Origin of the sequence: Rhodococcus tukisamuensis NBRC 100609, assembly GCF_001894985.1 — a bacterium.
GTDB lineage: Bacteria > Actinomycetota > Actinomycetes > Mycobacteriales > Mycobacteriaceae > Rhodococcus_G > Rhodococcus_G tukisamuensis.
This window is the reverse complement of sequence record NZ_BCXG01000010.1, coordinates 89,434-115,176: the sequence shown is the minus strand read 5'-3', so window position 1 is coordinate 115,176 and position 25,743 is coordinate 89,434. Positions and strand designations below refer to the sequence as shown.

Annotated in this window: 28 protein-coding genes and 1 pseudogene; 16 read left to right on the top strand and 13 right to left on the bottom strand. The window is 68.2% G+C overall.

Annotated elements, in window-relative coordinates; translation table 11 throughout:
- Positions 1-151 precede the first annotated feature (151 nt).
- Positions 152-319: pseudogene (gene mihF, locus RT2_RS26825) on the bottom strand (integration host factor, actinobacterial type); the annotation flags it as partial.
- Between the two features lie 228 nt (positions 320-547).
- On the opposite strand from mihF, the gene RT2_RS26410 reads away from it, so the two are divergent.
- The 7 genes from RT2_RS26410 to RT2_RS13360 all read left to right on the top strand — a co-directional run bounded on the left by RT2_RS26410 (position 548) and on the right by RT2_RS13360 (position 4,378).
- Positions 548-682: a hypothetical protein gene (locus RT2_RS26410; RefSeq protein WP_255312535.1), complete on the top strand. Its 135-nt coding sequence runs from the start codon at positions 548-550 to the stop codon at positions 680-682.
- A 471-nt stretch (positions 683-1,153) separates the two neighbouring features.
- Positions 1,154-2,551 (top strand): WS/DGAT/MGAT family O-acyltransferase, encoded by a 1,398-nt coding sequence (locus RT2_RS13375; protein WP_072845270.1) that lies wholly within the window; start codon positions 1,154-1,156, stop codon positions 2,549-2,551.
- 11 nt (positions 2,552-2,562) lie between these two features.
- A complete protein-coding gene (locus RT2_RS13370; RefSeq protein ID WP_072845269.1) occupies positions 2,563-2,751 on the top strand; it encodes a hypothetical protein in 189 nt (62 codons plus the stop codon).
- 64 nt (positions 2,752-2,815) lie between these two features.
- Positions 2,816-2,956 (top strand): hypothetical protein, encoded by a 141-nt coding sequence (locus tag RT2_RS25910; RefSeq protein WP_169888348.1) that lies wholly within the window; start codon positions 2,816-2,818, stop codon positions 2,954-2,956.
- A complete protein-coding gene (locus RT2_RS25905) occupies positions 2,953-3,114 on the top strand; it encodes a hypothetical protein (RefSeq protein WP_169888345.1) in 162 nt (53 codons plus the stop codon). Before RT2_RS25910 ends, RT2_RS25905 begins: the two co-directional genes overlap by 4 nt.
- A 143-nt stretch (positions 3,115-3,257) precedes the next feature.
- The gene (locus RT2_RS13365; protein WP_072845268.1) at positions 3,258-3,614 is read left to right on the top strand and encodes a hypothetical protein; all 357 of its coding nucleotides are present in this window, start codon (positions 3,258-3,260) and stop codon (positions 3,612-3,614) included.
- Positions 3,615-3,745: 131 nt separating this feature from the next.
- On the top strand, positions 3,746-4,378 hold the full coding sequence (locus tag RT2_RS13360; RefSeq protein WP_072845267.1) for a hypothetical protein: 633 nt from the start codon (positions 3,746-3,748) through the stop codon (positions 4,376-4,378).
- Here RT2_RS13360 and RT2_RS26405 read toward each other — a convergent pair whose 3' ends face one another.
- Together RT2_RS26405 and RT2_RS13355 are read right to left on the bottom strand one after the other, a co-directional pair.
- The gene (locus RT2_RS26405; protein ID WP_255312534.1) at positions 4,379-4,513 is read right to left on the bottom strand and encodes a hypothetical protein; all 135 of its coding nucleotides are present in this window, start codon (positions 4,511-4,513) and stop codon (positions 4,379-4,381) included.
- Between the two features lie 373 nt (positions 4,514-4,886).
- The gene (locus RT2_RS13355) at positions 4,887-5,312 is read right to left on the bottom strand and encodes a hypothetical protein (protein ID WP_255312533.1); all 426 of its coding nucleotides are present in this window, start codon (positions 5,310-5,312) and stop codon (positions 4,887-4,889) included.
- A 1,041-nt stretch (positions 5,313-6,353) separates the two neighbouring features.
- On the opposite strand from RT2_RS13355, the gene RT2_RS13345 reads away from it, so the two are divergent.
- The 5 genes from RT2_RS13345 to RT2_RS13320 all read left to right on the top strand — a co-directional run bounded on the left by RT2_RS13345 (position 6,354) and on the right by RT2_RS13320 (position 11,454).
- On the top strand, positions 6,354-7,367 hold the full coding sequence (locus RT2_RS13345; protein ID WP_083577365.1) for an AraC family transcriptional regulator: 1,014 nt from the start codon (positions 6,354-6,356) through the stop codon (positions 7,365-7,367).
- Between the two features lie 118 nt (positions 7,368-7,485).
- Positions 7,486-8,679: a methyl acetate hydrolase AcmB gene (acmB, locus tag RT2_RS13340; RefSeq protein WP_072845265.1), complete on the top strand. Its 1,194-nt coding sequence runs from the start codon at positions 7,486-7,488 to the stop codon at positions 8,677-8,679.
- Positions 8,680-8,979: 300 nt separating this feature from the next.
- Positions 8,980-9,264 carry a hypothetical protein gene (locus RT2_RS25900; RefSeq protein WP_139191182.1) on the top strand — a complete coding sequence of 95 codons (285 nt, stop codon included), beginning with the start codon at positions 8,980-8,982 and terminating at the stop codon, positions 9,262-9,264.
- Positions 9,265-9,323: 59 nt separating this feature from the next.
- Positions 9,324-9,746, top strand: coding sequence for a DUF5313 domain-containing protein (locus tag RT2_RS13325; RefSeq protein WP_072845322.1), 423 nt, complete (start codon positions 9,324-9,326; stop codon positions 9,744-9,746).
- Positions 9,747-10,845: 1,099 nt separating this feature from the next.
- A complete protein-coding gene (locus tag RT2_RS13320) occupies positions 10,846-11,454 on the top strand; it encodes a PAS and ANTAR domain-containing protein (protein ID WP_072845262.1) in 609 nt (202 codons plus the stop codon).
- A gap of 588 nt (positions 11,455-12,042) precedes the next feature.
- Here the strand turns inward: RT2_RS13320 and RT2_RS13315 are convergent.
- The 5 genes from RT2_RS13315 to RT2_RS13295 form a co-directional block, all read right to left on the bottom strand.
- Positions 12,043-12,633, bottom strand: coding sequence for a DnaB-like helicase N-terminal domain-containing protein (locus tag RT2_RS13315; RefSeq protein WP_083577364.1), 591 nt, complete (start codon positions 12,631-12,633; stop codon positions 12,043-12,045).
- A 281-nt stretch (positions 12,634-12,914) separates the two neighbouring features.
- The gene (locus RT2_RS13310) at positions 12,915-13,169 is read right to left on the bottom strand and encodes a hypothetical protein (protein ID WP_083577363.1); all 255 of its coding nucleotides are present in this window, start codon (positions 13,167-13,169) and stop codon (positions 12,915-12,917) included.
- 212 nt (positions 13,170-13,381) lie between these two features.
- Entirely contained in the window at positions 13,382-13,762 is a 381-nt protein-coding gene (locus tag RT2_RS13305) for a hypothetical protein (protein WP_072845260.1), read from the bottom strand.
- A 159-nt stretch (positions 13,763-13,921) separates the two neighbouring features.
- Positions 13,922-15,667, bottom strand: a complete 1,746-nt coding sequence (locus tag RT2_RS13300; protein WP_072845259.1) for an FAD-dependent oxidoreductase — start codon at positions 15,665-15,667, stop codon at positions 13,922-13,924.
- Positions 15,668-15,713: 46 nt separating this feature from the next.
- Positions 15,714-16,730, bottom strand: a complete 1,017-nt coding sequence (locus RT2_RS13295) for an AurF N-oxygenase family protein (protein WP_072845258.1) — start codon at positions 16,728-16,730, stop codon at positions 15,714-15,716.
- Positions 16,731-17,019: 289 nt separating this feature from the next.
- Between RT2_RS13295 and RT2_RS13290 the strand changes: the two genes are divergently transcribed.
- The gene (locus RT2_RS13290; protein ID WP_092776051.1) at positions 17,020-17,670 is read left to right on the top strand and encodes a DNA alkylation repair protein; all 651 of its coding nucleotides are present in this window, start codon (positions 17,020-17,022) and stop codon (positions 17,668-17,670) included.
- 61 nt (positions 17,671-17,731) lie between these two features.
- Here the strand turns inward: RT2_RS13290 and RT2_RS13285 are convergent, their stop codons facing one another.
- Positions 17,732-18,073: a YciI family protein gene (locus RT2_RS13285; protein WP_072845256.1), complete on the bottom strand. Its 342-nt coding sequence runs from the start codon at positions 18,071-18,073 to the stop codon at positions 17,732-17,734.
- 241 nt (positions 18,074-18,314) lie between these two features.
- Complete coding sequence (locus RT2_RS13280; RefSeq protein ID WP_072845255.1) at positions 18,315-20,639, bottom strand: ATP-binding protein; 2,325 nt, start codon at positions 20,637-20,639, stop codon at positions 18,315-18,317.
- Positions 20,640-21,437: 798 nt separating this feature from the next.
- Between RT2_RS13280 and RT2_RS13275 the strand changes: the two genes are divergently transcribed.
- Positions 21,438-21,776: a hypothetical protein gene (locus tag RT2_RS13275; RefSeq protein ID WP_072845254.1), complete on the top strand. Its 339-nt coding sequence runs from the start codon at positions 21,438-21,440 to the stop codon at positions 21,774-21,776.
- A 90-nt stretch (positions 21,777-21,866) separates the two neighbouring features.
- On the opposite strand, the gene RT2_RS13270 is transcribed toward RT2_RS13275, so the two are convergent.
- A complete protein-coding gene (locus RT2_RS13270; protein ID WP_072845253.1) occupies positions 21,867-22,094 on the bottom strand; it encodes an alpha/beta fold hydrolase in 228 nt (75 codons plus the stop codon).
- 191 nt (positions 22,095-22,285) lie between these two features.
- Positions 22,286-22,813, bottom strand: coding sequence for an ester cyclase (locus tag RT2_RS13265; protein ID WP_072845252.1), 528 nt, complete (start codon positions 22,811-22,813; stop codon positions 22,286-22,288).
- A 319-nt stretch (positions 22,814-23,132) separates the two neighbouring features.
- On the opposite strand from RT2_RS13265, the gene RT2_RS13260 reads away from it, so the two are divergent.
- Entirely contained in the window at positions 23,133-23,648 is a 516-nt protein-coding gene (locus RT2_RS13260) for an SRPBCC domain-containing protein (RefSeq protein ID WP_072845251.1), read from the top strand.
- Between the two features lie 61 nt (positions 23,649-23,709).
- Here RT2_RS13260 and RT2_RS13255 read toward each other — a convergent pair whose 3' ends face one another.
- Positions 23,710-24,546, bottom strand: a complete 837-nt coding sequence (locus tag RT2_RS13255) for an NAD(P)H-binding protein (protein ID WP_072845250.1) — start codon at positions 24,544-24,546, stop codon at positions 23,710-23,712.
- Between the two features lie 128 nt (positions 24,547-24,674).
- Between RT2_RS13255 and RT2_RS13250 the strand changes: the two genes are divergently transcribed.
- Positions 24,675-25,742 carry a tyrosine-type recombinase/integrase gene (locus RT2_RS13250; protein ID WP_072845249.1) on the top strand — a complete coding sequence of 356 codons (1,068 nt, stop codon included), beginning with the start codon at positions 24,675-24,677 and terminating at the stop codon, positions 25,740-25,742.
- The last annotated feature ends 1 nt before the right edge of the window (position 25,743 follow it).

Sequence of the window (25,743 nt, the reverse complement as noted above, 5' to 3'; positions counted from 1 at the left end):
ATCCGGTAGCCCGGGAAATGCCGCTCCTGCCCACCGGCCACCCGAAAGTCGCACGACGTTCTCCCCGATCCCCCGGCGCCGAACACCCGTGTCGACACATGTCGGACAACCCGACGGGGGTGTTCTCGTCGCCGCGACCGCGCGCAGCCGGTCAGTCCAGGCGGGCGAGCAACTCCTGACGCTGCCGCGACCCCAACCCCGCCAGACGCCGGGTCGGCGGGATGCCGACCTCCTCAGCGATCTCCCCGGCCCTGATCTTGCCGACCCTCGGCAACGATTCGAGGACGTAGGAGACCTTCGTCTTCCCCACCACCGGGTCCTCGTCGGCCTGCCGCCGGGGCGAGGCTCGCGGGGCGTGTCTCTCGCACTCGCTACACCCGTGGCTGCGGTAGTGGCGGTAGTCACAGCCCCTGCGTGACGGCGGCGGCGAGTGGTGCGGCCGAGTGCGATGCCCCGGATCGGCATCGACGCGGTCGAGGCGGTCGACCACCTGTGAGGCGAGCATTCCCCGTGGCGGTTGTCATCGCGAACCCGGCGCTCGGGGCGAATGGCTGCAACAACCGACCGGGCCGAGTCCCTCGACGTCGGGGTGTTCGGCTCTCGCCGCACCGTCCCGCAGTTCGGGCGGATCCCGGCCCACCTCGAACGCTCCCTCGCCGACCTGGAGAAGGCAGTTCTCTAAAAGGCTCGTCGGGGCGTCGCCGGGCGAGGTTGCGCGCCCTTGCTGGACGTTCGCCCAGGTGGAGACCGGGGTCCCCTGAGGCTCACACAGTGGAAGAAACCCGGCCCACGGCACGGCAGAACTTTCGGCGTCGACGCCCGGCCGTCGACGGCGGTTTCGAACATCGTAAGAATAGTCGCCCCGGGCGGGGGAAACGCCGGGGCGACCAGGCGGAACCGTGAAATACAACGGGGCTGGCGCTTCGCGCCGAGCGCGGCGCGGGCGATGCGAAACCGGTGTCAAACAGCCCTGACCGACGAATGCCCAAGTAGACCAACAGGTCTGACATGGGCTTTAATAGGAACCGGCAATGCACATTAGTGACACAAATCATATCCAACCGTTACGGCTGGACACGCCACAACCGCAGTTCTTCGGGGGAAGGACCTCTTGCCGGGTCTCTTAGCGCTGGGGAACGGAAGGCAAGGGCTCGTGCTGCTCCCGATGTCACCGACCGACTCGATGTTCCTGCTCGGCGAGTCCCGCGACCATCCGATGCACGTCGGGGGCCTGGCCTTGTTTGCGCCGCCGGGCGGCGCCGACCCACGCCACGTGCGCGCGATGCTCGATTCGGCGCTCGCCCGTGGCGCCGTGGCACCGCTGCTGCGTAAACGGGCCGCGCGGTCGCTGACCACGCTGGGCCAGTGGGGCTGGGACACCGATACCGATGTCGACCTCGGCCACCACGTCCGCCACGACGCCCTGCCGCAGCCCGGCGGGATCACCGAACTGATGGCGCTGGTCGCCCGCCTGCACGCCACCCCGCTCGACCGCAGCCGGCCGCTGTGGGAGATGCACCTGATCGAGGGACTCGCAGACGGACGCTTCGCCGTGTACTTCAAGATCCACCACGCCCTCGCGGACGGCGTCTCGGCGATGAAGTTGCTACGTAGCGCGCTCAGCGAGGACCCGGACGCGCGTGAGATGCCCGCACCGTGGGAGCCGCTGGTGCGCGAGCGCCGCGGGCTCCGGCTCGTGCCGGACCCGCCCACCTGCGGCCACACGCTCGACCTGCCCGCGGCCGTCCTGCGCACCGCCCGCGGCATCGTCGGCGAGGTCGCCGGCCTGCTGCCGGCGCTGGCAGGGACCGTCGACCGCGCCCGCCGCGATCGCGGCGGATCCCTCTCGCTCGCCGCACCCAAGTCCATGCTCAACGTGCCGATCGGCGGGGCCCGGCGGTTCGCGGCGCGGTCCTGGCCGATCGAACGGCTCCGCCTGGTCGCCAAGCACGCCGACGCCACCGTCAACGACGTGGTGCTCGCGATGTGCTCCGGCGCCCTGCGCGCCTACATGGGCGGCCTCGACGCACTCCCCGAGAGTCCGCTGATCGCCATGGTGCCCGTCTCGCTGCGCCGCGACCCTCTGGATGAGAAGGCCGGCAACGCGATCGGGACGCTGATGTGCAATCTCGCCACCCACCTCGCCGATCCGGCGCGGCGCCTCGAGGTCGTGCGCACCTCCATGTCGGAGGGCAAGGACGCGATGCGCGCCATGAGTTCGGTGCAGAGCCTGGCGACCAGCGCCCTCGGCGCCGCCCCGCTCGCCCTCGGCATGCTCGGGCTCGGAGGACCCGTCCGGCCGGCGAACGTGATGATCTCCAACCTGCCCGGACCTGGCACACCGCTGTACTGGAACGGTGCCCGCATGACCGCGCTGTACCCGCTGTCGGTCCCGGTGGACGGGCAGGCCCTGAACATCACCTGCGCCAGCACCGACGACGAGATCGCGTTCGGGCTGACCGCCTGCCGACGCAGCCTGCCTCCCCTGGCGCCGATGCTCGGCCACCTCGACGACGAACTCGGCGCCCTCGAACACGCCGTCGGCCTGTAGAACCCGCCGGCATGCCCGACCCCGACCAGGCCCCCATACGGCCGCCGGTCTCCCGGTTCCGTGCGACGTCGGCCATCGCGCTCGGCGCCGGGGTGGCGGCCTCGGTACCGGCCCTGGTACTGACCGGATCGATCGCGCTGTGCGCGCTGATCGCGGTCCTCACCGTCGCGTACGTCGTCCTCGTCGACCTCATGATCTGACGACAAACGAAACCCGCCCCGAGCACACAGCACGACTCACCACTTCGCGACAGGAAGAGCACCTATGAACGCATCGACGACGACCACACCCACCGACCTGACCACCGCACACGGCGGCTCGATGAGCACCGAGGAGATCAAGGCCCGAATCGAGGCCATGTTTGCCCACGACGAGAACGACTCAACGGAGAGGACGTCGGCATGAATACCAACGTGGCACAACTACTGCTGGTGCTGACCGCCGGGATCGGCGGCACCGCTGCCCTGCAGGCGGCCCTCCGGCGACCTGACCGCCGCGACCCACGCCGCCGCTCGTTCTGCACGGGGGAACGGTGGTTGTCGAAGACCCCGGCCGACCGGTGAGGTGGAGGTCCATGATGGACACCGAACATGCTCGACCCGAACCCGGTGCAGTAGTGCAACCCACGACCGTGGCGCCGCGCACGGCCACTGCCGCAGACGCGTGTGCAGTCGATGAACCGAGCCGTCACTTAGCGAGGGAACGGTTGCGCACCGCATCGTCCACCGTGGCCGTCACCGGTGCGCCGGGGCCGGCTCGCAGTGCCCTCGTCCGGGACATCGCCGGCCGGCTCGAGGTGACACGGATCGACGCAGCCGATCTCGCCCGCGAAGGCGAACAGTCCTGGATCGCGCGGATGGTCGAGTTGGTGCTCACCCACGAGGGGGTGCTCACCATCGAGAACGTGGAACACCTGCCGCCGCCCCAGCAGGTGGTTCTCGGACGCATTCTCACCGGAACCGCGGCGCGGGCACGACTGGTGATCACCGCGGCACCCGATACCGGCGCATCGCCCACCCTCACCTCGCTGCTCTCACGCTGCGTCGACCACCTCGAGCTGTAACCACAGGACCGGGCCGCCATCCAGACCAAGCAGACGCGGTCAGCGGATCCAGTACCGGTGCCGAAGGAGTCCGGCGTCCGGTCGGTCGTCCTGGTCCACACCGCCCAACGACATTCCCGGCGGTTCCTGGGGTGGCCGACGTGGACGCCGTCTCCTGCGGTTCGTTGACCGGGCTGGTCGGTGCGGCAGTTGAGGTCGTCGAAGTTGGTTGCGTGCTCGGCTCGGCAGCAGCGATCGCCGTCACCGGTACCGCGGCCGCCGGCGACCTCCCCACCGATGAGCTCCCCGCCGACGTCACCATCCGAGTTGACGGCAACACCATCCGGGCGACGATGTCGGTTCACGGAACGCCCGGCCCTTTGGGCGCGCCGGGGACCAACAGTTGCCGTGGGCCGTGGGTACATACCGAGGCGAGCGCCAACCGTATCCGCACGAGCCCCGACATCGATCTGGAGGCGAACCGGGCGAGCTGGCTGATGTACCAGCCCGATTCCCCCAGCGGCGCGATGACTGGGAACCCGGCAACGGTTGCCCGCATTCTCTATCTGGACGCCGGACAGTCTGGCGAGGCCGTGATCCCTGCGGTCGCGGACGGCAAATACGTGGCGGGGTTCGTGTGCGGCCAGTACGAAGCTGCCAACGGCTACATGCTGCCGAAGTACACCTCGCTCAAGCTGTACCCGCTGACCGTCGGCACCCCCGAGGGCACCCCGAATCCCGAGGCAGGCGGAAGCCTCGCCGGTCTCGGATTCGGGTCGTCCTAGTCAGCCGACCAGCGTGACCTTGTCGCGCACCACGATCGGCGCATTCTCCGGCCCGGCGATGTAGTCCGTGATCCAGATCGGCACGTGCCGCTGCACGCTCGGGTACCACTGGTGGCGCCAGTGCCCACGCACCACCCATCGGTGCGTGTGCCGCCGACTCCTCTCCCCCGCCCGCGCCGCGCGGTCACGCGCTGTACCGCAAGTACGTGATCGTGTCGGTGCGCGACCGGCGGCCCCGCGGCCCACTCGCCGCACGTGCGGCGGTGCAGGCGGTGACGGGCTCGGCGTCGATCAGGCATTCTTGACGCAGCGTGTGCACCAGAGTCAGGAATACCGGGATCGCCCGCGGCGCCGCCTAGTGATCGGACTCGCCGCTGCCCCACTGAAGATGCAGCTCGGCTTCGAGCCCTCTGGGCAGCGGCGGCCGGGCACCACGCTGTGCGCGTTTGGATATGCCTCGAAGGCGTGGGCGACGCGTGCGGCGCGCTACTGCCCTAGCGGAGGACCCTCACGGAAGAAGATCGACGACCAGCCACTGCACAATGCCTCCCACGTTCCACAGCGCGTCTGGATTGTCGAGTGCCGCCACATACACGGCCGCAGCCTGATCGCCGGCGATCTCACCGCTCTCTCCCGACGGTGGGCTGGGCTCGAGGAACTCGGAGGGGTGCGGTCCCGGCCATGCAGGTACCGCGGCCGGGGAGATGTCGGTGTCGATGAGGCCCGGTCGGTGTACGACCACCTTGTCGGGAATGGGTACGGATTCCGCCGCCGCGGCGATGTCTGTTCCCACACCGGCAACTTCATTGCCTCCGCTGCCGCAGCCCACCACTGCGAGAGCAAGACCCGTGACTGCCAAACCCGCTACCGCACGACGTACCTGCACCGTCTGCTCCCCTCCGGTCACCCTGAACCCCTTGTACGAGTCCACCATCGCACGTAGGGGTCGCCCGCTGCCCCAGTTGGCCTGGCTGTTACGCCTCAGCTCGGCCTGTCCGGCGGTGCTCGGAGCGGACCCATGCTGCCGATTCACGGACGCGGACGTCGACGTCTGCGGCAAACCGAGCGAGGAGATCGTCGACGCCGGGAGTACGCCAAGAGTCGACGCTGTAGACGAGTTGGTACCGGACAGGGGCATCCGGGAGAGCATTCGCGCTGCTGCCGGACTCTTCGAACGTGTCGTGCGGGCCGGGCAGGCCGTTTCCGGTGGAGATGTACATGTTCTGGCCGCGCAGCTTCTCGGCCTGGGCCACAGGGGCGTTCTCGACCCACGCCGGATCGTTCTGGCGCCCCACATGTTCGTGACGTCGCCGCCACCACGCGAGTCGACAACCATGTCCATGTAGGCGCGACCGGCCGGGGTACTGGTCTCCGCGCACCCGCTGTAGGCGCCGATGCTCTTGTACAGCTTCGGTGGTCAAACGAAAGTGCTACCAGCGCGCATGGGAGACGCCAGTCGCAGGAATGCTGAGATACGCCTGTCCGTAGGGGCCGACAGCCACACCACAGACAACGCCGCTGAGGTTCCAGCATTCGAGCGCGTTGTAGGGCCCTCCCGTGTACCCGGTCCTGCCGGGCCAGCTTCCGTAGTCGGTCACCGCCCCTTGCGAACTGCACGTTGGCTCTCCCATGCCCGCCGTGGGGGCATCGAGAACCGACTGCACTGGGTGCGGGACGTCGTCTTCGACGAAGACCCAAGCACCCATCCGCACCGGCACCGGACCGCAGGTCATGGCAGCCCTCCGCAACACCGTCATCAGCTTGCTCCGACTGGCCGGGCACACGAACATCGCCGCCGCGTTAGGTCACCACGGTCGTCACGCCCAGCAGTCGGTCGATCTACTCCGGCTGTCTGACATGGGTTTATCTCACTCTGCCGGGCCCCTGGCGGCGCGCCGGCCGACGGAGGAGGTCCCCGCACCCGCCCGGCCGAGGTCCGCCCATATCCTGGGGTCATGCCGACCGGAGGCCAGCGATGGAGCCGATAGCCGACGCGATCAACCTGGACCCCCTCTGGAGAGCAGATGGGGTGCGCCGGTCGGCGCTGTCACAGGACTGGGACGAGATCAAGGCGTGGTCCGACTCGGTCTACATGCCGTACGTCGTTCGTCCGATCGGTCGCGGTCTGACACCGGCGGCGAGCATGTACTCGGCGAAGATCGCCGACATCACGCTCACCCGGTTCGGCTACGGTGTCCCAGTCACGATCGACGAGTTCGCGCCAGAGGCAGGAAATGTCTTGGTGCTCACTACGATCCGCGGCCTCACCCGGCACTCGGTGGCCCCCGGCACCTCGGCCGAGGTGACTAGCGGCGGCACTTTCGTGGCCGACTGCAGCCGCGTCGACTACCAGTTGGAAGCGGATCCGGACCACCTGCAGCTGAACTTGACCATCCCGCACCAGCTGCTGGCGGACCTGGCGCTGCGCTGGTGGGGCCGCATTCCCGACGATCAGCTGTGGCAGCACAAGTGCGTGATCGGCGGCCCGGGTAGTACCTGGTTGGCGCTGATGGAATACGTCGTGCGCACCCTCGCGCAGGCCCCGGACCGTGCCGCCGGCGGCCGCATCGCTGTCAACCTGCAGGAGTTGATCGGGTCGCAACTGCTCACCGACTGGGCCGCCCGCGCGGGCACCGACCTCGGCCCGTCGACCGAACTCGATGCCCCCGGCTACGTGCGTCGCGCCGTGCGATACATCGACGAGAACGCCCGCGAGCTGCCAACGGCGTCCGAGATCGCGCTCGCCGCGGGGGTCGGTGTGCGTGCACTCTCGGGCGCGTTTCGCCGATATCTCGACACCACCCCGCGTGACTACCTGCGTGAACAGCGCCTGCAGGGGGTGCGGAGGGAGCTGCTGACGCGACCGGCGACGACGGTGACCGAGGCCGCCGGGGCCTGGGGCTACGTCAACATGGGGATATTCGCCGCGGCCTACCGCCGCCGCTTCGGCGAGAACCCGGCCGAGACCGTGCGCCGGGCGCGACTCTGACGCGCGCCATGAGGTTTGTGCCGAACCGAGACGGGTCGTGCCGAAGCGAGACGTCGTACCCCGCCGCTCGGCCCTAGCATCACGTCCCACATTGACCCTGACATGGCAGGAGAGTGGAATGTCCGATCTCAACGCCGCGCTCGGCGCGGTTCTCGAGGGTGTGACCCGGGATGGTGCACCTCGGGTGCCCGGCGTGGTCGCGATGGTCACCGACCGCGACGGGACCGTCTTCGAGGGCGCCGCGGGCGTCCGGTCGCTGGCCGGTGACCAGCCGATGACCGCCGACACCGTCTTCGCGATCTTCTCCACCACCAAGGCGATCACCGGCACCACGGTGTTGCAGTGTGCCGAAGAGGGCCTGCTCGACCTCGACGCACCCGCGCGTGAATACGTCCCCGCGCTCGGCGACATCCAAGTCATCGATGGCTTCGACGGGCAGGGCGCTCCGGTGCTGCGGGCCCCGAAGCGGGACATCACCACGCGGATGCTGTTGCTGCACACCGCGGGTTTCGGTTACGAGTTCTTCGACGAGGTCTACAACAGGCTCGGCGTGGAGCACGGCCAGCCCAGCGTGATCACCGGGGCCAAGGCGTCGCTGACGACGCCGCTGCTCTTCGATCCCGGTGAGAAGTGGCAGTACGGGTCGAACATCGACTGGGCGGGTCAGGTCGTCGAGGCCGTCCGCGGCAAGCGGCTCGGCGCGGTGATGGCCGAGCGCGTGTTTGAGCCGCTGGGCATGCGCGACACGTCGTTCGCCCTGACCGGGTCGATGGCGAGCCGCCGGGCCGCCATCCACCAGCGGGAGGCCGACGGGAGCCTCACCCCGCTGGACCTGGTGCTGCCCCAGGACCCGGAGGTCCACATGGGCGGGCACGGCCTGTACTCCACGGTGGGCGACTACCTGAAGTTCCTGCGGATGTGGCTGAACGACGGCGACGCGCCGGGTGGCCGGGTGTTGCGCGCTGACACGGCGGCGGCCGCGGCGCGCAGCGGCCTCGACGGGCAAGAGGTGACGATGCTGCCCGGGGTGATTCCCACCCTCTCCAACGATGCCGAATTCTTTCCGGGACAGCGCAAGTCGTGGGCATACACCTTCATGGTGAACGAGGAGGACGCGTCCACCGGGCGGCCTGCGGGATCCCTCGGGTGGGCCGGACTGGCCAACTCGTACTACTGGATCGACCGGCGCACCGGTGTCGCCGGCTACTGGGCCACGCAGATCCTGCCCTTTGCCGACCCCACCTCGTTCGGCGGCTATCTGGACTTCGAGACCGCCGTGTACCGCCACGCGGCCGTGGGTGCACGGGTCTGACCGGAGGTGCTCACGGCGGGGTGTTGGTGTCCACCACCGGATCCCATCGATGAGCTGGCGTTTCGCTACGGCGTTTCAGATTGGTGATACCCCGAGGAGGAGTAGTGCGTGTTCCGTTGTGGATCGGAGGCCCGGCTGTGTTTGCGTTGGCGGCTGTCGATGCGGCACTGGAGGTCCAGACTCGAGCGGTGGGTGCGCTGACGCGAGCCCTGATCTACCGCACGGGCACTGTCATTCCCGAGCATGTTTCGACAGGACTCGCAGTACCTGGTGATGTCGGCACTGTGAGGCGAGGCGTCGATGTCGGTGAAAGCGACAGGTGACGCGATCCAACTTGACTCCACCCTGTCGCCACTGCTCGAGCGCCTGCCTGATTACCCGCACCCGCACCCGCACCCGCACCCGACGAACGACAGGTCATCATCGATCTCCCGCCCGACCATCAAAATGCTCGGCATGACATTGCCCGAGCTCGAGGGCATCCACGCCGGCCTGACCCGGCTGATCGCCGCCACATCGTGCGTGAGCTGTTCGGGCGAACTCCTGTGTTGTAGCGCCCGGGAGCACGCCCTGGCCACATGCTGACCGACGGCGGCTGCAGTAACGGGTCGGATCATCTCCACACCACCTACAGGAGCAAGAACATGAGCAGCGACACCCCCCGCCGCAAACCGAACGTCATGGAGTACATCGGCTACAGCTACGGTCGACGGCTGCCCGATTCGATGCGGGATTGGGTGCGCAACGATCTGACCGGGAAGGGCGCCATCGGCCGGTGGATGATCCGGGCCGCCATCCCAGCCGCACTCTTCCTTGCCCCGTTCTGGCTGATCCCGGCATCGCTGTATGTCCACGCCGAGATGACGCTGCCGATCTTCATCTGGGTGGTCATCTTCTCGCATGCATTCAACAATGCGTGGCGCCGGCAGATGTTGGCCAAGCACGGTCTCGATCCCGAACTCGTCGACGTACAAAAGCGCAAACGGGAGGCGCACATCCATCGGGCATACATCGAGCGGTACGGTCCGCGGCCGGACGCAGCCCAGCCGCAAGGGCACGACATCTGAGAGCTCACCTACCGGCACGATGAACGCGATATCCGCGCCGGTGAGCGTGAAGTACCGGAACAGCTCTCACGACTGATCTCCGGGAACTCCCGCAGACACGCCAACTCCTCGTCCGCGAACACCCGCGTCGCCACGAACCCCGGCCCGCACCGACCGGCGTCGCTGCAGGCGGCCGCCCCATCGGCGCCGATAAGGCGGGGAACCAATGACCGGTGCCGTACGCGGAACGGCCGGACGGCGCGCGTGGACGCTCGTCTTTCCGACGACGTCGATGGGACGCAGTTTGAACATCGGGCTAGAAGAAGTGTCGATGTCCTTGCTGCCTGTCATAGTTGCCGCTACTCTGGCGACCGGTTGAGTACACAGCCGATGCTGGAGCAGTTGCTCGTGTCGGCGCATTCGCGTATTCCACATCTCGTTCGCCGATTCGAGTTCTTCGAGTTCGGGAGTTACGCGGAATGCACCACACGAATCGAACCCCAAAGCACCCATCGACAGATCCGGTCACCAACGTCGGGTCCCAAGCGAAAATCGACCCCATCGCTGAGCACAGCGACAGCCATGACGACCCGATGTCGCCGAAGAGAAAGCGCGGATACTCTCTCAAGCTCGCTTCCGGATGCAGTGTGGCCGCAGCGCTACCTCCCGTTCTACTGGAAGCAGCCGCAATCGTCACTGCAACAATAGCTTTGATCATCTTCGTTGCGGTGATCTTGGCAGCACTGGCTATCTGACGGGCTGACCTTCGATCACCGTGTGCCGGAATCGCTTCAATCAGTCACGCAGCCATTCAGCACGCAAGTTGGAGGGCCGGGTGGCGGCCTCCACTAGACACGCGTGCACAAAGAAGGAGGAAGGCCACGGCCAATACCGCAGGTCACGCAGTGAGCAGGACACGAGCATTCGCGGGAACGGGGCGGCTGCCGACAGGACGCTGCAAGGTGACCAGCCCCTCTCCTGTGAACCGACCAGCCCAAAGAGAGATCAATGGGCCAGCGTGGTGCAACTTCTCCGATGATCCGCGAGGAGTGAACTTTCGATGTGAACGGTGCGAGAATTGTCTGGTGGCGACGCGCAGCGACAACCCAGTGCAGTCCTGATGTCCGAACAGCTCGAACGGGTCGGGAGCTTCCGCTTCTACCTCGATGGTGACCGGTGGGAGTGGTCGGACGCGGTCGCCCGCATGCACGGCTACGAGCCCGGTGAGATCGTCCCTACCACCGCGCTAGTGCTCGAGCACAAGCATCCCGACGACCGCGACGGCGCGGCGAAGCTGATGCGGCGGGTACTGCAGGACGGCGAGCCATTCAGCAGCAGGCATCGGATCATCGACACCGCAGGCAAGGTCCACTACGTCGTGGGCGTCGGTCAGCGCATCACGGCCGACGGGTGTGTCGTCGGGATGTCAGGCTTCTACATCGACGTCACCGACTCCATCCGCAGCGACGTCGACCGCACCATCACCGAAGACGTCGCCGCATTCATCGAGTCCCGCACGGTCATCGAGCAGGCGAAAGGCGCACTGATGGTGATCTACGGCATCTCTGCCGATCGCGCATTCGATGTCCTCACCTGGAAGTCTCAACAGTTCAACGTCAAGCTTCGTGTCGTGGCCGAGGAACTGGTCGCAGCTCTACCGACCGCCCTCGACATCCCGTTCGACGTGCGTGGAGCGTTCGATCATATCCTCCTCACCTCTGGCACGTAGCCGACCCAAGCAAGGTGAAACCAAGACATGAGCAGCCCTCGGCGACGGCGCAGCAAGGGTCGGGGCCTATGTGGAGCGGCTGCACGGCGCGCATGGCCATTCACCTTTCGATACGGCGACGAGGGTATGCCGTTGAGCATCGGGCATAGAGGAGCATCGATGACCACGCTGCCTGTCACGGTCGTCGCTACCCTGGCGGCAGACTGTACAGACAGCCGATGCTGGAGCACTTGCTAGCGTCGGCGCTTTTTCGGGTTCCACTCTTGTCCGTCCATTCGAGTTCTTCGAATTTCGGGAGTTTCGCGGAATGCGCCACGCGAATCGAACCCCAGAGCATCCATCGAGAATTCCGATCACCGACGTCATGTCCCAAGCAAAAAGTCGGCCCCGCTGCTGCGCTCAGCGACAGCCATGACGACCCTGCGCCGGCGAAGGGAAAGCGTGGATACTCCCTCAAGCTCGCTTGCGGATTCGGTGCGATCGCATCGCTTCCTCCCGTTCTGCTGGAACCGGCGCGGCCGGCGACGACCACGAGGCTGCCCGGTTGCAGCCTGAGGGTGACCTCGTCGAAGTGCTTCCAGCCTGTCATCAGGCCGGTCGGAACATCCCCGGACAGGCGCTGGTCGAGCAGCGCGCAGTAGTCACCGGTCTGTTCTTGGATCGACGGGAGGAGCTGCGAGGTGGCGGATGTCGAGGCGAGGGTGTCGAGGAGGAACTCGCGGTTGGTGTCGAGGTCCTGGCCGCCGTCGAGGGCGGCCAGCGCCTGCTGCAGCGCGGCGCGGCGCGGCGCCGATCGAGGGTGGCCTGGTCGGCGAGCCGCGCGACATGGTCGGTCGGGGCAGTGGAGGTGAACGACTCCTGCACGGCCGCGGAGAGCTGCTCGAATCCGCCGACGGCGGTGAGGTTGTCGCCGAGGGTGAGCATGACCGTCGACAGGTCGACGGTGCCGGTGTCGGCGGTGCGGGCGATCGCGGCGTAGACGGTGCGGTGGGCGGGGATGGTGAAGGCCGCGGGGGCCAGTCGACCGAGGGTGTCCTGGGTGAACCCGGGGTCGTCGCCGCGCAGCATCGCGCCGAGGACGATCCGTTCGGACAGCACCGCCGCGACCGGTGCAGCGCTGTGGGCACTGCATGCACCGTGGCCCTTGTGGATTGTTTGGGGCAGCGTGATCGCGTCCATCGCACAGGACCGGATCCGTGCAGCGCGCCGTACCTGACCGCCCGGTCAGCCTCGCCGCTGATTCCGGAGACGACGAAAGCCCCCACCTCGGGCAAGGTGGGGACTCGGCATCACGGATCCCCGCGCAGCCCTCGGCCTGCTGCAGACCAACGACGGCCGGCAAGCGGCATCGGCCGGCCAGCAGGCCAGCGTAATCGAGGCGGTCAACGGCGGCGGCTGGGGGCGATAGATCTTCCCCCGCCCAACGCCCCAGCCGGTCCGGGTACGGCTACCGAGCCCGGTCAGGGGACCGTCCAGGCGCCGGCACCTGGCAGAAGCATGAGTGTCGGGTACCCGGGCAGGCCGTCCGGCGGCGTGACGGTGGCGACTTCGGTTCCGGACCCGGTGTGGGCGTCGACGTTCGTGTGTCTGAGGTATGCGATCCCGGCCGCGCCGGTCGAGATGTTTCGCCAATGAATGAAGACGCAGCAGTAGCGGTCGTTGGAGAATCGCGTGACGCCCGGCGTCGCCGGATCGGTACTGGCGGTCAGATACATGATGCCGCCGGTAGGGAATCCGGGCGGAGGAGCCCCGACTGCAACGAGGGGAATGGGGAAGGCGGTATCGGTCGGCGCGGTGGCGGCCGGCTGTGCGGAGCCTGCCTCTCACCGGCTTGATGCTTCTCGCACTGATGCTTTCAGCGGTAGGTGGCGTGGTTCTGAGGGCCGACAGTGGCAGGCCCGCGTGGGGTTGACGTGGCGGACGCGTGTCAGGACGATCCCAGCGCCCCCGGAAGCTGCCCCGGCGGGGTCGGAATCGGATTGACAATGTGCAAGTTCTGCGCGAACGGGATCCGCATCAGCTGGTGTGTCTGCCGCCACGGATCGAGCTGAAAGCAGTCGAGCGGAAGCGGGCCGGTCACGGCCCCCGGCCAGGTGTAGCAGTAGATGTCGCTCGTACCGAACGGGCTGAGCAGGTTCGAGTTGTTGTCCCACGACCTGCTGGGCTCCCAGGGCAGCTTGAAATACCTCGTGTTCAGCTCGTACCCGGGTGGCGGAACGTAGGCCTGATCCGCCGCACTCGCCTGCGGCGCCGCCGCCACGGCGACACCCGTCGCGATCGCCGCACTCGCCATCAGCTTCTTCAGCATTCCGATCCTCCCCTACGTCGGACAGCTCCCACCTGGTCAATCGCGTGGCGGGCGTGGATGTTACCGACGCGACGGTCGCATCCACGCCGAGGGCCCGCACCCATTCCCGACATGGGCCTCGGGTGCCGGTGAACCCGGACTTCGGGGCCTTCCGGGCCCCTAGTCGCGGACCAGCCGCAGGCGACCGCGCATCAGGCTGCGGCCGCCGCTGCGGGCCGCCGGGGCACGCTGCGCCGCGGCGGCGATCGACACAAGTTCCGCCGTGTCGGTGATCTTCTCGCGGACCCGGTCGCGGTCGGCACCGCGCGCCCGCTCGGCCCGGTCGACGGCCAGCCAGCCCGCCCGGTCGACCACTGCGGGTTGACGCCGGCGCACCAGCGCGTCGAATTCCGCCGCGCCGGTACGCGGGTCGGCGAGCAGTCCGTCGTTGTAGTCGTCCACCAGCGCGTTCACCGTCTCCTGCGCGCAGGACTTGTTGGTGCCGATGAAGCCCGTCGGCCCGCGCTTGACCCATCCGGTGACGTACGCGCCCGCCAGCCCCGCACCGGCGGGCCCGTCGAGCACCCGGCCCTCGCGGTTCGGGATGACGGCCGCCGCGTCGTCGAACGGCACGCCGGCCAGCGGCACGCCGCGGTAGCCGATCGAGGTGAGCACCAGCCCGGCGTCGAGCACCTCGACCTCGCCGGTCGGTTCGATCCGCACCCCGTCGCCCTCGCCGGCGGCGAAGGCGTTGCGCACCAACTCCACTCCCGTCACCCGGTCGTCGCCGACGATGCGGGTGGGGCTCGACAGGTACCGCAGGGTGATCTTCCGTCCGGTTCCCCCGGACCGGGCGCGCAGGGAGGCGAGCAGGGCCAGCTTGTGTTCCACCGCGTGCGAGAGGGTGCCGTCGGCGACGGCGCGCTCGGTGGCCGGGTCCAGCACGTCGTCGCCGTCGCGGACCGCCACGTCGATGCCCGGGGTCTCCAGCAGGCCCGCGAACTCCGGGACCGTGAACGCGGACTGCGCGATGCCGCGGCGTCCGACAATCACCACCTCCTCGATCTTGCTGGCGCGCAGGGCCTCGAGCGCGTGGCTCGCGATGTCGGTGCCCGCCAGCAGTTCCGGGTCCATGGTCAGGATCCGCGCCACGTCGAGCGCGACGTTGCCGTTGCCGACGACGACCGCCCGCCGGTGCGAGAAGTCGTAGGTGTCGCCCGCGTGGTCGGGGTGGCCGTTGTACCAGGCGACGAAGTCCGTCGCCGAGGCGCTGCCGGCGAGCGACTCCCCCTCGACGCCGAGCTTGCGGTCCGACGACGCCCCCACCGCGTAGACCACGGCGTGGTGGCTCGCCAGCAGCTCGTCGTGCGAGAGGTCGCGGCCGATCTCGACGTTGAGGTAGTACTCGAAACCCGGCTGGGCGGCGATCTTGTCGTACAGCTCGGTGACCTGCTTGGTCTTCTGGTGGTCCGGCGCCACGCCGGCGCGCACCAGCCCGTACGGCACCGGCAGCCGGTCGAAGACGTCGACCCGCACGCCCGGCTGGGTGAGCAGTTCGTCGGCGGCGTACATCGCCGACGGGCCCGACCCGACGACCGCCACCCGCAGCGGCGCGCGGCCGCCGCGGACCGTCGGCGCGGGGACCACCGGCGCCAGGACGGGCCGGTCCCACTGGGTCCGGTAGAAGTCCGCGTTGATCTCCAGGAACACCCGTTGCGACGGCGCCAGTTTCGCCTCCGGGACGATCGCGTCGACCGGGCAGGCCGACACGCACGCCCCGCAGTCGACGCAGGCCGCCGGGTCGATGTGCAGCATCTCCGCCGTCAGGAAGTCGGGCTCGTCCGGCGTCGGGTGGATGCAGTTGACCGGGCACGCGTACACGCACGAGGCATCACTGCAACAGGACTGGGTCACCACATGGGGCATGGGGGGCTTCCGATCTGGGGGAGCTGGGTGGCGGGTTCCCGACGCGTCAGGCGGCGACGCGGTCCGTGCCGCGCGACGGCTCGCTGCGGTAGCGCGAGGCCTTGCCGTCGATCTTCAGCGCTTTCCACACCAGCCTCGACGCCGGGTTCATCAGACCGCTGTCGTGCGCCAGCATCCGCACGTCGGCGAAGTAGTTGCGCAGGGCCTGACGCGACTCGGGCCTGCGCCAGAACAGGTCCCGCTTGACCTGCTCGGGGATGTCGAACTCCGCCCAGAACTGCTTCGGCGGGACGACGATGGCGTCACACAGGATCCGCATGATCAGCGGCATGGCGAGCGAGGCCACGAAGCGGCCGGGCCGCGACATCATCGGGACGCGGCGACGCAGGAACTCGTGCGCGAACGAGATGTGCCGGGCCTCCTCGGCGACGTGGATCGCCATGACGCCCTTCATGATCGGGTGGATCACGCCGTCCTCGCGGAGCACGGACTTCTGCAGGTGGTCGATCGGCTCCTCGCCGGCGAGCACGCCCATGAAGAAGATCACCGGGAGCGTGTTGCCGGCCAGCGGCAGGAACTGTGCGACGAACCGCAGCGGTCGGCTCATCCCCGGGGTGTCCATGCCGATCCGGTTGACCATCTCCTGGAACATCATCGTGTGGTTGCACTCTTCGATGACCTCGTGCGTGCAGTACCGGGCCTCGGGAGAACCGTTGGGGGTCGAGAAGACGTACTGCATCATGCCGCGGATCAGGATGTTCTCGAACTGCAGGCCGACCTTGGCGACGTTGGCCTGACGCCACATCCCGATCTCGATCTGCTTCTCCAGCGGCTGCGCCTGGTACCAGGGGTGGCCGCCGAGCGGGTCGGTCTCCTTCTGGAGCACCCAGCGCGGGTCGTTCGGCACGACGGCAAAGTCCGGCGCGTCCCAGTCGATGTCCTCGAAGGGGTCGAAGTGCTTGTGCACCGAGCCCTCCGACAGCCGCACGAGCATCTCGTTGTAGGCCGCGTCCGAGTCCACCGGCGGCCGTACCGAACCGGTGCGCTCCGTCGAGATTGTCATCCGAGTCTCCTCCGTCGTTCCGGTCGCCCCGACCGTCGGCCCAGGCATCGAGTCAGTTCAGAGGACATCGCTCCGGGGGAACTCGACCTCACGGCAGTTACTGTAACCGCAAGTATCAGAGAACTCTAGTACCAGTTTCCGCGCACGCCGGTCGGGCCCGGACGACGCCCACGACCGGGGCCGATCGCCTGATCGGCCGCGTTTTCCACCTACGCTGTCTCCCACGGGTGACGGACGGGAGGCCGAGGTGGCGGACAAGACGGTGGCCGTTCCGACGGTGGGCGAGGTGATGGCCGAGCTGGCCGAGCTCGAGGACCCGAAGGCGCGCGCGGTGAACGAGAGGCACGGCGACGATCACGGCGTGAATCTCGGCAAGCTGCGCGCGATCGCGAAGCGGCTGAAGACGCGGCCGGAACTCGCGGGCGAGCTCTGGGCGACGGGCGACACCGCGGCGAGGCTGCTGGCGATCCTGATCTGCCGCCCGAAGGCGTTCGAGGGCGACGAGTTGGACGCGATGCTGCGCGAGGCGCGCACCCCCAAGGTGCACGACTGGCTCGTGAACTACGTGGCGAAGAAGAACCCGCACTCCGAGGAGCTGCGCGTGGCCTGGTCCGCCGACCCGGATCCCGTGGTCGCGAGCGCCGGCTGGGCGCTGACCACCGAACGCGTGGCGAGGAAGCCCGAGGGCCTCGACCTCCCGGGACTGCTCGACGACATCGAGGCGCAGATGAGTGACGCACCCGATCGCCTGCAGTGGGCGATGAACCACTGCCTGGCCCAGATCGGGATCGAGCACGCCGAGCACCGCGCCCGCGCACTCGACATCGGTGAGCGCCTGGGGGTGCTGAAGGACTACCCGACTCCCCCGAACTGCACGTCCCCGTTCGCGCCCGTCTGGATCACCGAGATGGTGCGCCGTCAGGCGGAAGTGGGTCCATGACCCGCGCGCGGTGCTCGCCGCGCCAAAGCCAGAATGCGATTGCCCGCGAGGTCGAACCCCGTCAGCTGGCGGGGTCGTACCCGAACGCGCGCACCTCCTGCGCGCACCGACAGGCAACCGCGATCTTCGCAGCCCATTCCAGTGCCGCCTCGCGGGAGGGCACCTCCAATACGGTGTAGCCGCCTTCGAGCTGCTTCGTCTGCGGGTACGTGCCCTCGGTCACCGCGCCATCCCCATCGACGAGGACCGGCGGAACGCTCTCGTCGATTCCACCGCCGAACACCCACACGCCGGCCTCCTTCGCCTCGTCCACCACCGCGTGCGCCGCATCCGAAACTGCCTGCATATCCTCGTCGGGAACGGCCATGGCGCCACTCGGGAACGAGATCAGGTACTTCGCCATCGCGTCGACTCCTTCTTCTCGATTCAGGGATCGGACCCATCCTCGCCGACGCGGGCGCGCTGCACACAAGATTCGCTCCACCCCCAACAGGCGGAACAGGCCGTCCCCACCCACCGCGCCCACCGCGGCCGCGACACCGCGGGCATCGGGCACTTGATCAACACGCCCTGGTGGTTCTGCCGATCGTTGGACTGTTCCGTAGCTGTTCCGGCGACGAGACGGCACTCGGACCCGACTTCGCCTACCGATCTCGGGTGCGCTCGGCGGACCACGCCGCGATCTGGGTCCGGGAGGTGAAGCCGAGCTTGGTCAGCACGTTCTCGACGTGACCCTGAGCGGTGCGCGGAGAGATGACCAACTGTTCGGCGATCGCCTTGTTGGTCAGTCCCTGCGCCACCAGATCGACAACCTGTCGCTCGCGTCGGGTCAGGTTCGTCGCGACCTCAGCCGGCTCGGGTTCAACCGCCACGTCCTCCTCTCGGAGTGCGAACGCGACTGCTCCCTCGAATGTCAACTCCCGGCCGCGGCGAAGTGCCGCCTCGTACCCCCGTTCACCGATCCCACCGACGATCTGGCGCCGGCACTCGTCGCGGTGAACGAGCAGGCTGGGAAATCGGACCGTCGGTCCGTCCACGATCTGCCACATCGCCATGGCCGAACCCCTCAAGGTCGCCGCTCGTCCGAACTCCTGCGCCGCGGCCGCAATCCATGCCAGCACGTCCAGGAACCAGGCAGCGCTCAGCGGGTCGTCCACCGACCGCGTTAACCGCAGTCCTTCCTCGAACAGGGAGACCGCTCGCGCGGGGTCGCCCCGCTGCAACTCCGCCATACCCGTGGCCCACAACGAGTAGGTCCGGAAGACGGCTTCGCCGCAGGGTTCGGTGATCGCGAGCACCTGCGTGTGCCACGCGGCAGCCCGTTCCGCGTCGCCGAGCAGTACCGTGGCCAACCCGAGACCGACCAGGTCCTCGACGATCTGCAGTCGCATGCCCTTCGAGCGGAAGACCCGGAGACTCGCCTCCAGGCATTCGACCCCTCGCCCGAAGTCACCGGCTGCGACCGACAGAAGGCCCTCGACGTGAGTGATCAGGGCGTCCGCCACCGCATCGTGGCCCTCCCGGTTCAGTTCACGCCCCTCCTTCACGCGGGCCATCCCGGCCCGGACATCGCCCTGCATCGAGGCGAGGGCGCTGCAGGCATACAGTGCCTCGGCGCGTTCGGCCGTCGTAGCCGCGCTCGGGCAGGCCAGTGCACGTTCGAGCCAGCGGCGTCCTTCGCTGAGCCGGCCACGGGAGAGCCAGAAGGGATACAACGCGGTGGCCATCCGCAGCCCGACGGCGGCGTCCTCCTCGTCCCCGGTGAGGCTGATCGTCAGCGCGTCGCGCAGATTCGCCTGTTCACGGTCGAGGCGGGCGATCCACGCCCCCTGATGAGCGCTGATCCACTCGTCCGCGGCCTGCAATGCGAGCCGTTCGTACCAGTCGCGGTACCGCCGCAGGAAAGCGGTGTGCTCGCCGGTCTCACGGAGTTTCTCCTCGCCGTAGTCGCGGATCGTCTCCAACATCCGGTACCTCACGGCACGGCCCGGCTCCTCACGGATCAGTATCGACTTGTCGATCAAGGAGGCCACGCCATCCAACAGCTCGCCGTCGACGAAGCCCTCGGAGCAGACGCCCTCGGCCGCGTCCAGTTCGAAGCTGCCCGCAAAGACCGCCAGCCGGTGCCACAGCTTCTGTTCCTGCTCCGAGCACAGATCGTGACTCCAGTCGACGCACGCACGCAGCGACTGCTGTCGCGTCGGAGCCGAACGACTTCCCCTGTTCAGCAACCGGTAACGGTCGGTCAGTCGTTCCTGGATCTGCTCCGCCGACATCGCCCGCAACCGTGCCGCCGCCAGTTCGATCGGCAACGGCAGACCGTCCAGCTGGCGACAGATCCCGACGACGGCGCCCTGGTTTTCTTCGGTGAGCCGGAACTCGGGAACGGCGGCCGCGGCACGCTCGACGAACAACGTGACCGCCTCGTACTGCGGAAGTCCCTCCAACTGTGGTGCATGCCGCGGATCCGGGACCGACAACGGCGGAACCCGCAGGACCGCCTCCCCGTCGATACCCAGCGGCTCGCGGCTCGATGCCAGAATTCGAACCTCGGGGCACCTGCGCAACAGCACCTCGCACAGCGGCGAGACCGCTTCGACCAGGTGCTCGCAGTTGTCCATGATCAGCAGCAGCCGCAGCGGCGCGAGGTACTCCACCAGCATGTCCAGGGGAGGACGGGCGGCGCGGACGCGCAATCCGACGGCGATCGCGACCGCGTCTTTCAGGGACTCCGGGTCGTGGACCTCGGCGAGTTCGACCAGCCGTATGCCATCACCGAAGCCCCTTCGAGAATCTTCGGCGACCTTCAACGCAAGCCTGGTCTTGCCTACCCCGCCGATCCCGGTCAGCGTCACCAAGCGCGAGGTGGCCAGTAGCCGCCGCGCCTCGGTCAACTCACGACGGCGGCCGACGAAACTGGTCAACGCGATGGGCAGGTTCCCAACCATGCCCGGTACGGCGAGCGTCATCCAACCGTCACTTCCGTCGACTGTCCCGATGCCTCCACGGTACGTGGGTACGCCGCCGACCGGCGGGCTGTCAACCACCGAAACGGGCGATCGAGCCCGGAGACGAATCCGATCTCCACCAGAGGCCGGCACGGGCATCCGGGTGACCCGTCCTGCATCTCAATCCTGGACACCTGACCTGTCCCGAACTCGAAGTCCAGCTCGGTTTCGGAACATGCGGAAACGTTCATCCACCAACGGCACGATGGGATCGCTCCGGTCCGACACCTGATCGCGCACAGACCTGACCACAATCTGGAACTCGTCCAGATCTGTGTGATCGGGAGCCCTCCGCAAGTGCAATTACCGACTGGTCAACCAACCCAGTCTTCGGTGCAGGAAGTTCGAGACCTCGCCCGCCTGTAGTGCCGGCCCGACGGACGCGCCAATGCTGCCCCACCGGGACGGGCCACCAGTGCAGGTCGCAGTAGCAGACGACCGTTCGCACTGCACTTGATACGGTGGCGATCGGCAGCAGATGAGGGGGCCATCAGGTGCATCAACCCAGTTGGCGGGGAATGACTTTCACGGATATCGCCCGAACCTGGGTTCGCTACCAACGAGCACGCCTCGCGTGGAGCATCCCCATCCTGACCTTCGCGGCGGTCATGTCCTTCATCATTCTGCGCATCAACTAGACACACAACATCGCGCACCGGGGCGCACCATCTCTGCAGCCCAGAGCAATGAACGACCCGACGCCCACCAGCAGCGGCGAGTCGGGGCCGCGCCAGTAAACGACCAGGGGGAAGCCGCCAGATGCGCAAAGCGCTCGCACTGCTCGGCATCGCCGCCGGTCTCGTCGTCTACATCGCTGCGTTCTTCGTCAACGCCCCAATCGAAGTTTGCATCTCGCAGCCGATCATCCCGCCATCCATCCTGGCCGGCGCCGACAGCGTGGTGGCCTCCCCCGCCCTGTTCCGCAAGGCCTGGGTCGTCATCGTCGCGTCGCGCTGTGAACTGACCTTCCCCGCTACGGGCACTCACGTCTCGACTCTCGTCATCGAATGGGGCCCATCAGCACTCGCCGTCGCCGGCCTGATCGGCGCAGCATCGTCGCTGTGGATCTGGCTCGGAGCGACGGGGCGCCAGCGCTGACCGATTGCTGCACCCCGCCGGCAGGCCCGTTGGGAGCGATGCTGGTGGACGCATCGACGACCACGGACAGGAGTCGTGGCGACGGCCGCCCTACTCGAGCTGGTCCGCAGTGGCGGCATCGGCGAGAAAGGCCGATACGAGGGCCGCGAAGTCGTCGGGGCACTCGAGTTGCGGCATGTGGCCGACACCGGGAAACAGATGCGTCTCGGCATGCGGGTACATGCTCCGGGCAGCGACGAGGTGATGTGCAGGCTGGACCCGGTCCCTCTCGCCCCACATGACCAGGGTCGGCCGAGGGTGTCGATTGGCCGCTGCCATGAGTTCGGTACGCCCGGCCGGCCGGATGCCGCACTCGGACGCGGGTGGGGCGGCCGTTGACGGAGACGATCGTCGATGTGTTCACGCGACCACTTCCTCGGGGCGTCAGAGCCGGCTCGGCCGTTGCCGATGCGGCTGGACACGCGGTTGGTCGCTCACCCGGTCCGGACCTTCAAGCGTGGTGCCACGGTTCAGCCGCGGCGAGCGATGCCCACTACCCGCGTCTTGGCGTTGAAGACGGCCTTCATCGCGCGATCCGCAATCGATCCGTCGAGGGGCAGCATCTTGATCTGGCGAGCGAACTCCATCTGGTCGTAGCGCACCGTGTTGGTGACGACCTTCCCGTCTGCGATGACGAAGTGTTCGATGCCCTCGAAGTCGATTCGCCGCCCGGTGCCCGCGATGCCGAACAAGGGGCCGACGTGACGACCGGTCAGATGCCAGTGGACGAAGACGTCGCCGCCGGACTGGGCGATCGATTCGATCTCCAGGTCGAAGTCCGGCACGGCGGCGAAGACCTGCTCGAAGTAGGCGGCGATGTCGGCGGTTCCACGACATGTCCCGGTCGGGAAGTGCACGACGGAGTTGGCCGTCCAGAAAGTGCGCAGGCTGTCGATGTCCTTGGCGTTGAGGCGGCCAATGGCCCACCGGACGAGTTCCGCGTCGGAGACGTCCCTTGGCGGGGCTGTGGTGGTCGAGGTGTGGCGGGGATCGGGCATCTCTACTCCATACGCCTGTGTGCGCGGCACGTTCGCCGGCGCCGCTCGGCAGCTTCCTCTCTCAAGGCTGACGTCGCAGACCGCCGAACGCGCGAGTAGTCGACTACTCGATTGACGGCGATGGCGCCCGGGACCGTCGACACCGGGATCGGATCCGGGTGACGCCGGACTCGATGATCGAGCGGCGCCGCCGCCGCGTTTGGCCTTGCGCGGCGCAGTTCACGCCGATCTGTCGTCGCGCAACGACGCCCTCGAACGACACGTGAAGGAGAATCCACAACCGATCAGACCCCCGGAAACGGCAACTGGAGGAGAACCCGTGATCCACGGAACCCTGGAAACGATCGACGACCACCCGACACTGCGCTTCACGCTCAGCCTCGCCGACCCGGTCGAGCGCGCGTGGCGGGCGGTCAGCGTGCCGGCAGAACTCGAGCGCTGGTTCCCTGCCTCCGTCGACTGGACACCGGCGGTGGGCGAGACCTTCGAGGCCGGCGGCGCGACCCTCGAGGTGACGGAGGTCGATCCGCCCCAGCGCCTGGCCTGGACCTACGCCGGGCTGCCGCAGAGCTTCGAGGTCGCCGCCGAGGGCGACGGCTGCCGGCTGACCTTCACCTGCGCGATCGACGACGACCTCACCCTCGTGGCGCAGACCGCGACCGGCTGGGAGGCCTACCTGTTGCGGCTCGATCCACACCTGCGCGGCGAGCACGTCACCGAGGAGATGGCACACGAGAAGTGGGCGGAGATTCACGAACGGTACGCCGAACTCTTCGGGGTCGACCCGGAGCCGGGACGGAAGTTCGCGGCCGCTCTCCGGGCCCGCCAGGGATGACCGGGTAGACCCGACCGGTGGCCGGCGTCGTCACTTCCCGCCGAGCAGGCCGTCTCTGCCGTCAGGCGACCGAAACCGGATCCGGCGACCAGACGCCGGTGGCCGCGGCGGCGCGTGCGTAGTCGACGAAGTCGCGGGGGCGCCGGCCCAGGACACGCTCGACGTCGTCGCTCAGGTACGCGTTGTGTCCGTCGAGCACGCGGGCGAACAGCTCGGACAGTGGCTCGATCTCCTCGGCCGGGACGCCCGCCCGCCCGGCCGCGTCGGCATACTGCTCGGCGGTGATCGGCAGGTATCGAATGTCGCGGCCGGTCGCCCGGGTCAGCTCGCCGGCGACGTCGGCAAAGGTGACCAGCCGGGGCCCGGTGAGCTCGTAGGTCCGCCCGGCGTGGCCGTCTCGCGTGAGCGCCGCGACGGCCACGTCGGCGACGTCCTCGGTGTCGACGAACGGCTCGGCGACATCCCCCGCCGGCAGCGCGATAACCCCGTCGAGCACCGGCTGGACCAGAAAGTGCTCGCTGAAGTTCTGCGCGAACCAGGCGCAGCGCAACACCGTCCACTCGGCGCCGGAGCCGCGCACCGCGTCCTCGGCCGGGACGGCGTCGGGCTCGCCGCGCCCGGACAGCAGCACCAGCCGGCGTGCGCCGCTGGCCACGGCCGCCCGGGCGAACGCGCCGACCCGCTCGGCCGCACCCGGGAACGAGACGTCGGGGTAGTAGCAGATGTACACCGAGTCGGCGCCGCGCAGTGCCGGGTCCCAGCTGGTGTCGTCGTCCCAGTCGAATGGCACCGCGCCGGCACGCGAACCGATGCGCACGTCCGCGCCGAGGTCGCGCAGCCGCGCCGCGACCCTGCTTCCGGTCTTGCCTGTTCCACCAAGTACGAGTGTCGTTGTCATGCAAACGAGTCAACCGGCCCGCGGCAAGACTATCCATGGCCTGGACGCTCGATTGCATTCGTCATCGTCTACTCGGATCCGGTTGGTGCCGTTGGCTTCTGCCGTGCCCGATCGGGCAAGATCGACGCATGGCAGGACAGCAACGGCTCGCATCGTGGTTCGAGGACTTCCTCGTGCACCGCAGCACCGCCAAACCCTCCCCGAACACCCTCAAGGCGTATCGGCAGGACTACCAGGTGATTTCGGAGGCGTTGGCCGCGGTGACCGGCACCGGCGCCGCCGAGCTGACCCTCGACGCCATCGACAAGGCCACGGTCCGCGCGGCGTTCGCCCGGTACGCGCGCACCCACCAGCCCGCGTCCATCCGGCGGTGCTGGTCCACCTGGAACATGCTCTGCGACTTCCTGTTCTCGCTCGACGCCATCGTCGCCAACCCGATGTCCGCCGTGCTCCGGCCGAAGGCCCCCAAGACGCTGCCCAAGGCGTTCCAGGCGGATTCCGTCGAACGACTGGTCGCGACGCTGCAGTCCGCCGACGACACCGGCGCGCGGGCCTGGCCGGAACGGGACCTGGCGGTGATCCTGACCGGGCTGCTGACCGGCATGCGGATGGCCGAGCTGATCGCCGTCGACCTCGGCGACCTGCGCGACACCGGCGACGACGGGCCGGGCGCCGCGAAGGTGATCCACGTCCACGGCAAGGGCAACAAGGAGCGGGTGGTCACCGTCGAACCCGCCGTGGTCGACGTGCTGGGTCATTACCTGGCGAGCCGGTCGGAGCGTTTCCCGGACACGGCCAAGGGCCGGCTCGCACCGAACGCCGATCCGTGGGAACGGTTCCGGCCCGGGGATCCGATGTTCGTGGGCGGCGACGGCGCGCGCATCACCCGCGGCACGCTCCAGTACCGCGTCGAACGCGCCTACCGGCGCGCGGGAATCAACGGGGACCGCGCGAAAGGCGCCCTGGTGCACCAGCTCCGGCACACCTTCGCGACCGCGATGGCGGACCAGAACGTGAGCATCTACACGCTGATGCGGATGCTGGGCCACGAGTCGATGAACACCACGCAGCGTTACACCGTCGGCGCGGGCACGGCCGTCCGGGATGCCGCCGCGCTGAACCCCGCCTACGACCTCGTCGGCAGGGCACGCGGCACCACGGTCGACGCCGTCGTCGCTGCCGACGAGATCTGCTGAC

Excerpts from the sequence above, each read along its gene's own strand:
- RT2_RS26410 (WP_255312535.1), top strand. The coding sequence starts at position 548 with ATGGCTGCAACAACCGACCGGGCCGAGTCCCTCGACGTCGGGGTGTTC.
- RT2_RS13370 (WP_072845269.1), top strand. The coding sequence starts at position 2,563 with ATGCCCGACCCCGACCAGGCCCCCATACGGCCGCCGGTCTCCCGGTTC.
- RT2_RS25910 (WP_169888348.1), top strand. The coding sequence starts at position 2,816 with ATGAACGCATCGACGACGACCACACCCACCGACCTGACCACCGCACAC.
- RT2_RS25905 (WP_169888345.1), top strand. The coding sequence starts at position 2,953 with ATGAATACCAACGTGGCACAACTACTGCTGGTGCTGACCGCCGGGATC.
- RT2_RS13355 (WP_255312533.1), bottom strand. The coding sequence starts at position 5,312 with ATGGTGGACTCGTACAAGGGGTTCAGGGTGACCGGAGGGGAGCAGACG.
- RT2_RS13345 (WP_083577365.1), top strand. The coding sequence starts at position 6,354 with ATGGAGCCGATAGCCGACGCGATCAACCTGGACCCCCTCTGGAGAGCA.
- acmB (WP_072845265.1), top strand. The coding sequence starts at position 7,486 with ATGTCCGATCTCAACGCCGCGCTCGGCGCGGTTCTCGAGGGTGTGACC.
- RT2_RS25900 (WP_139191182.1), top strand. The coding sequence starts at position 8,980 with ATGTCGGTGAAAGCGACAGGTGACGCGATCCAACTTGACTCCACCCTG.
- RT2_RS13325 (WP_072845322.1), top strand. The coding sequence starts at position 9,324 with ATGAGCAGCGACACCCCCCGCCGCAAACCGAACGTCATGGAGTACATC.
- RT2_RS13320 (WP_072845262.1), top strand. The coding sequence starts at position 10,846 with ATGTCCGAACAGCTCGAACGGGTCGGGAGCTTCCGCTTCTACCTCGAT.
- RT2_RS13315 (WP_083577364.1), bottom strand. The coding sequence starts at position 12,633 with ATGGACGCGATCACGCTGCCCCAAACAATCCACAAGGGCCACGGTGCA.
- RT2_RS13310 (WP_083577363.1), bottom strand. The coding sequence starts at position 13,169 with ATGTATCTGACCGCCAGTACCGATCCGGCGACGCCGGGCGTCACGCGA.
- RT2_RS13305 (WP_072845260.1), bottom strand. The coding sequence starts at position 13,762 with ATGCTGAAGAAGCTGATGGCGAGTGCGGCGATCGCGACGGGTGTCGCC.
- RT2_RS13300 (WP_072845259.1), bottom strand. The coding sequence starts at position 15,667 with ATGCCCCATGTGGTGACCCAGTCCTGTTGCAGTGATGCCTCGTGCGTG.
- RT2_RS13295 (WP_072845258.1), bottom strand. The coding sequence starts at position 16,730 with ATGACAATCTCGACGGAGCGCACCGGTTCGGTACGGCCGCCGGTGGAC.
- RT2_RS13290 (WP_092776051.1), top strand. The coding sequence starts at position 17,020 with ATGGCCGAGCTGGCCGAGCTCGAGGACCCGAAGGCGCGCGCGGTGAAC.
- RT2_RS13285 (WP_072845256.1), bottom strand. The coding sequence starts at position 18,073 with ATGGCGAAGTACCTGATCTCGTTCCCGAGTGGCGCCATGGCCGTTCCC.
- RT2_RS13280 (WP_072845255.1), bottom strand. The coding sequence starts at position 20,639 with ATGACGCTCGCCGTACCGGGCATGGTTGGGAACCTGCCCATCGCGTTG.
- RT2_RS13275 (WP_072845254.1), top strand. The coding sequence starts at position 21,438 with ATGCGCAAAGCGCTCGCACTGCTCGGCATCGCCGCCGGTCTCGTCGTC.
- RT2_RS13270 (WP_072845253.1), bottom strand. The coding sequence starts at position 22,094 with ATGGCAGCGGCCAATCGACACCCTCGGCCGACCCTGGTCATGTGGGGC.
- RT2_RS13265 (WP_072845252.1), bottom strand. The coding sequence starts at position 22,813 with ATGCCCGATCCCCGCCACACCTCGACCACCACAGCCCCGCCAAGGGAC.
- RT2_RS13255 (WP_072845250.1), bottom strand. The coding sequence starts at position 24,546 with ATGACAACGACACTCGTACTTGGTGGAACAGGCAAGACCGGAAGCAGG.
- RT2_RS13250 (WP_072845249.1), top strand. The coding sequence starts at position 24,675 with ATGGCAGGACAGCAACGGCTCGCATCGTGGTTCGAGGACTTCCTCGTG.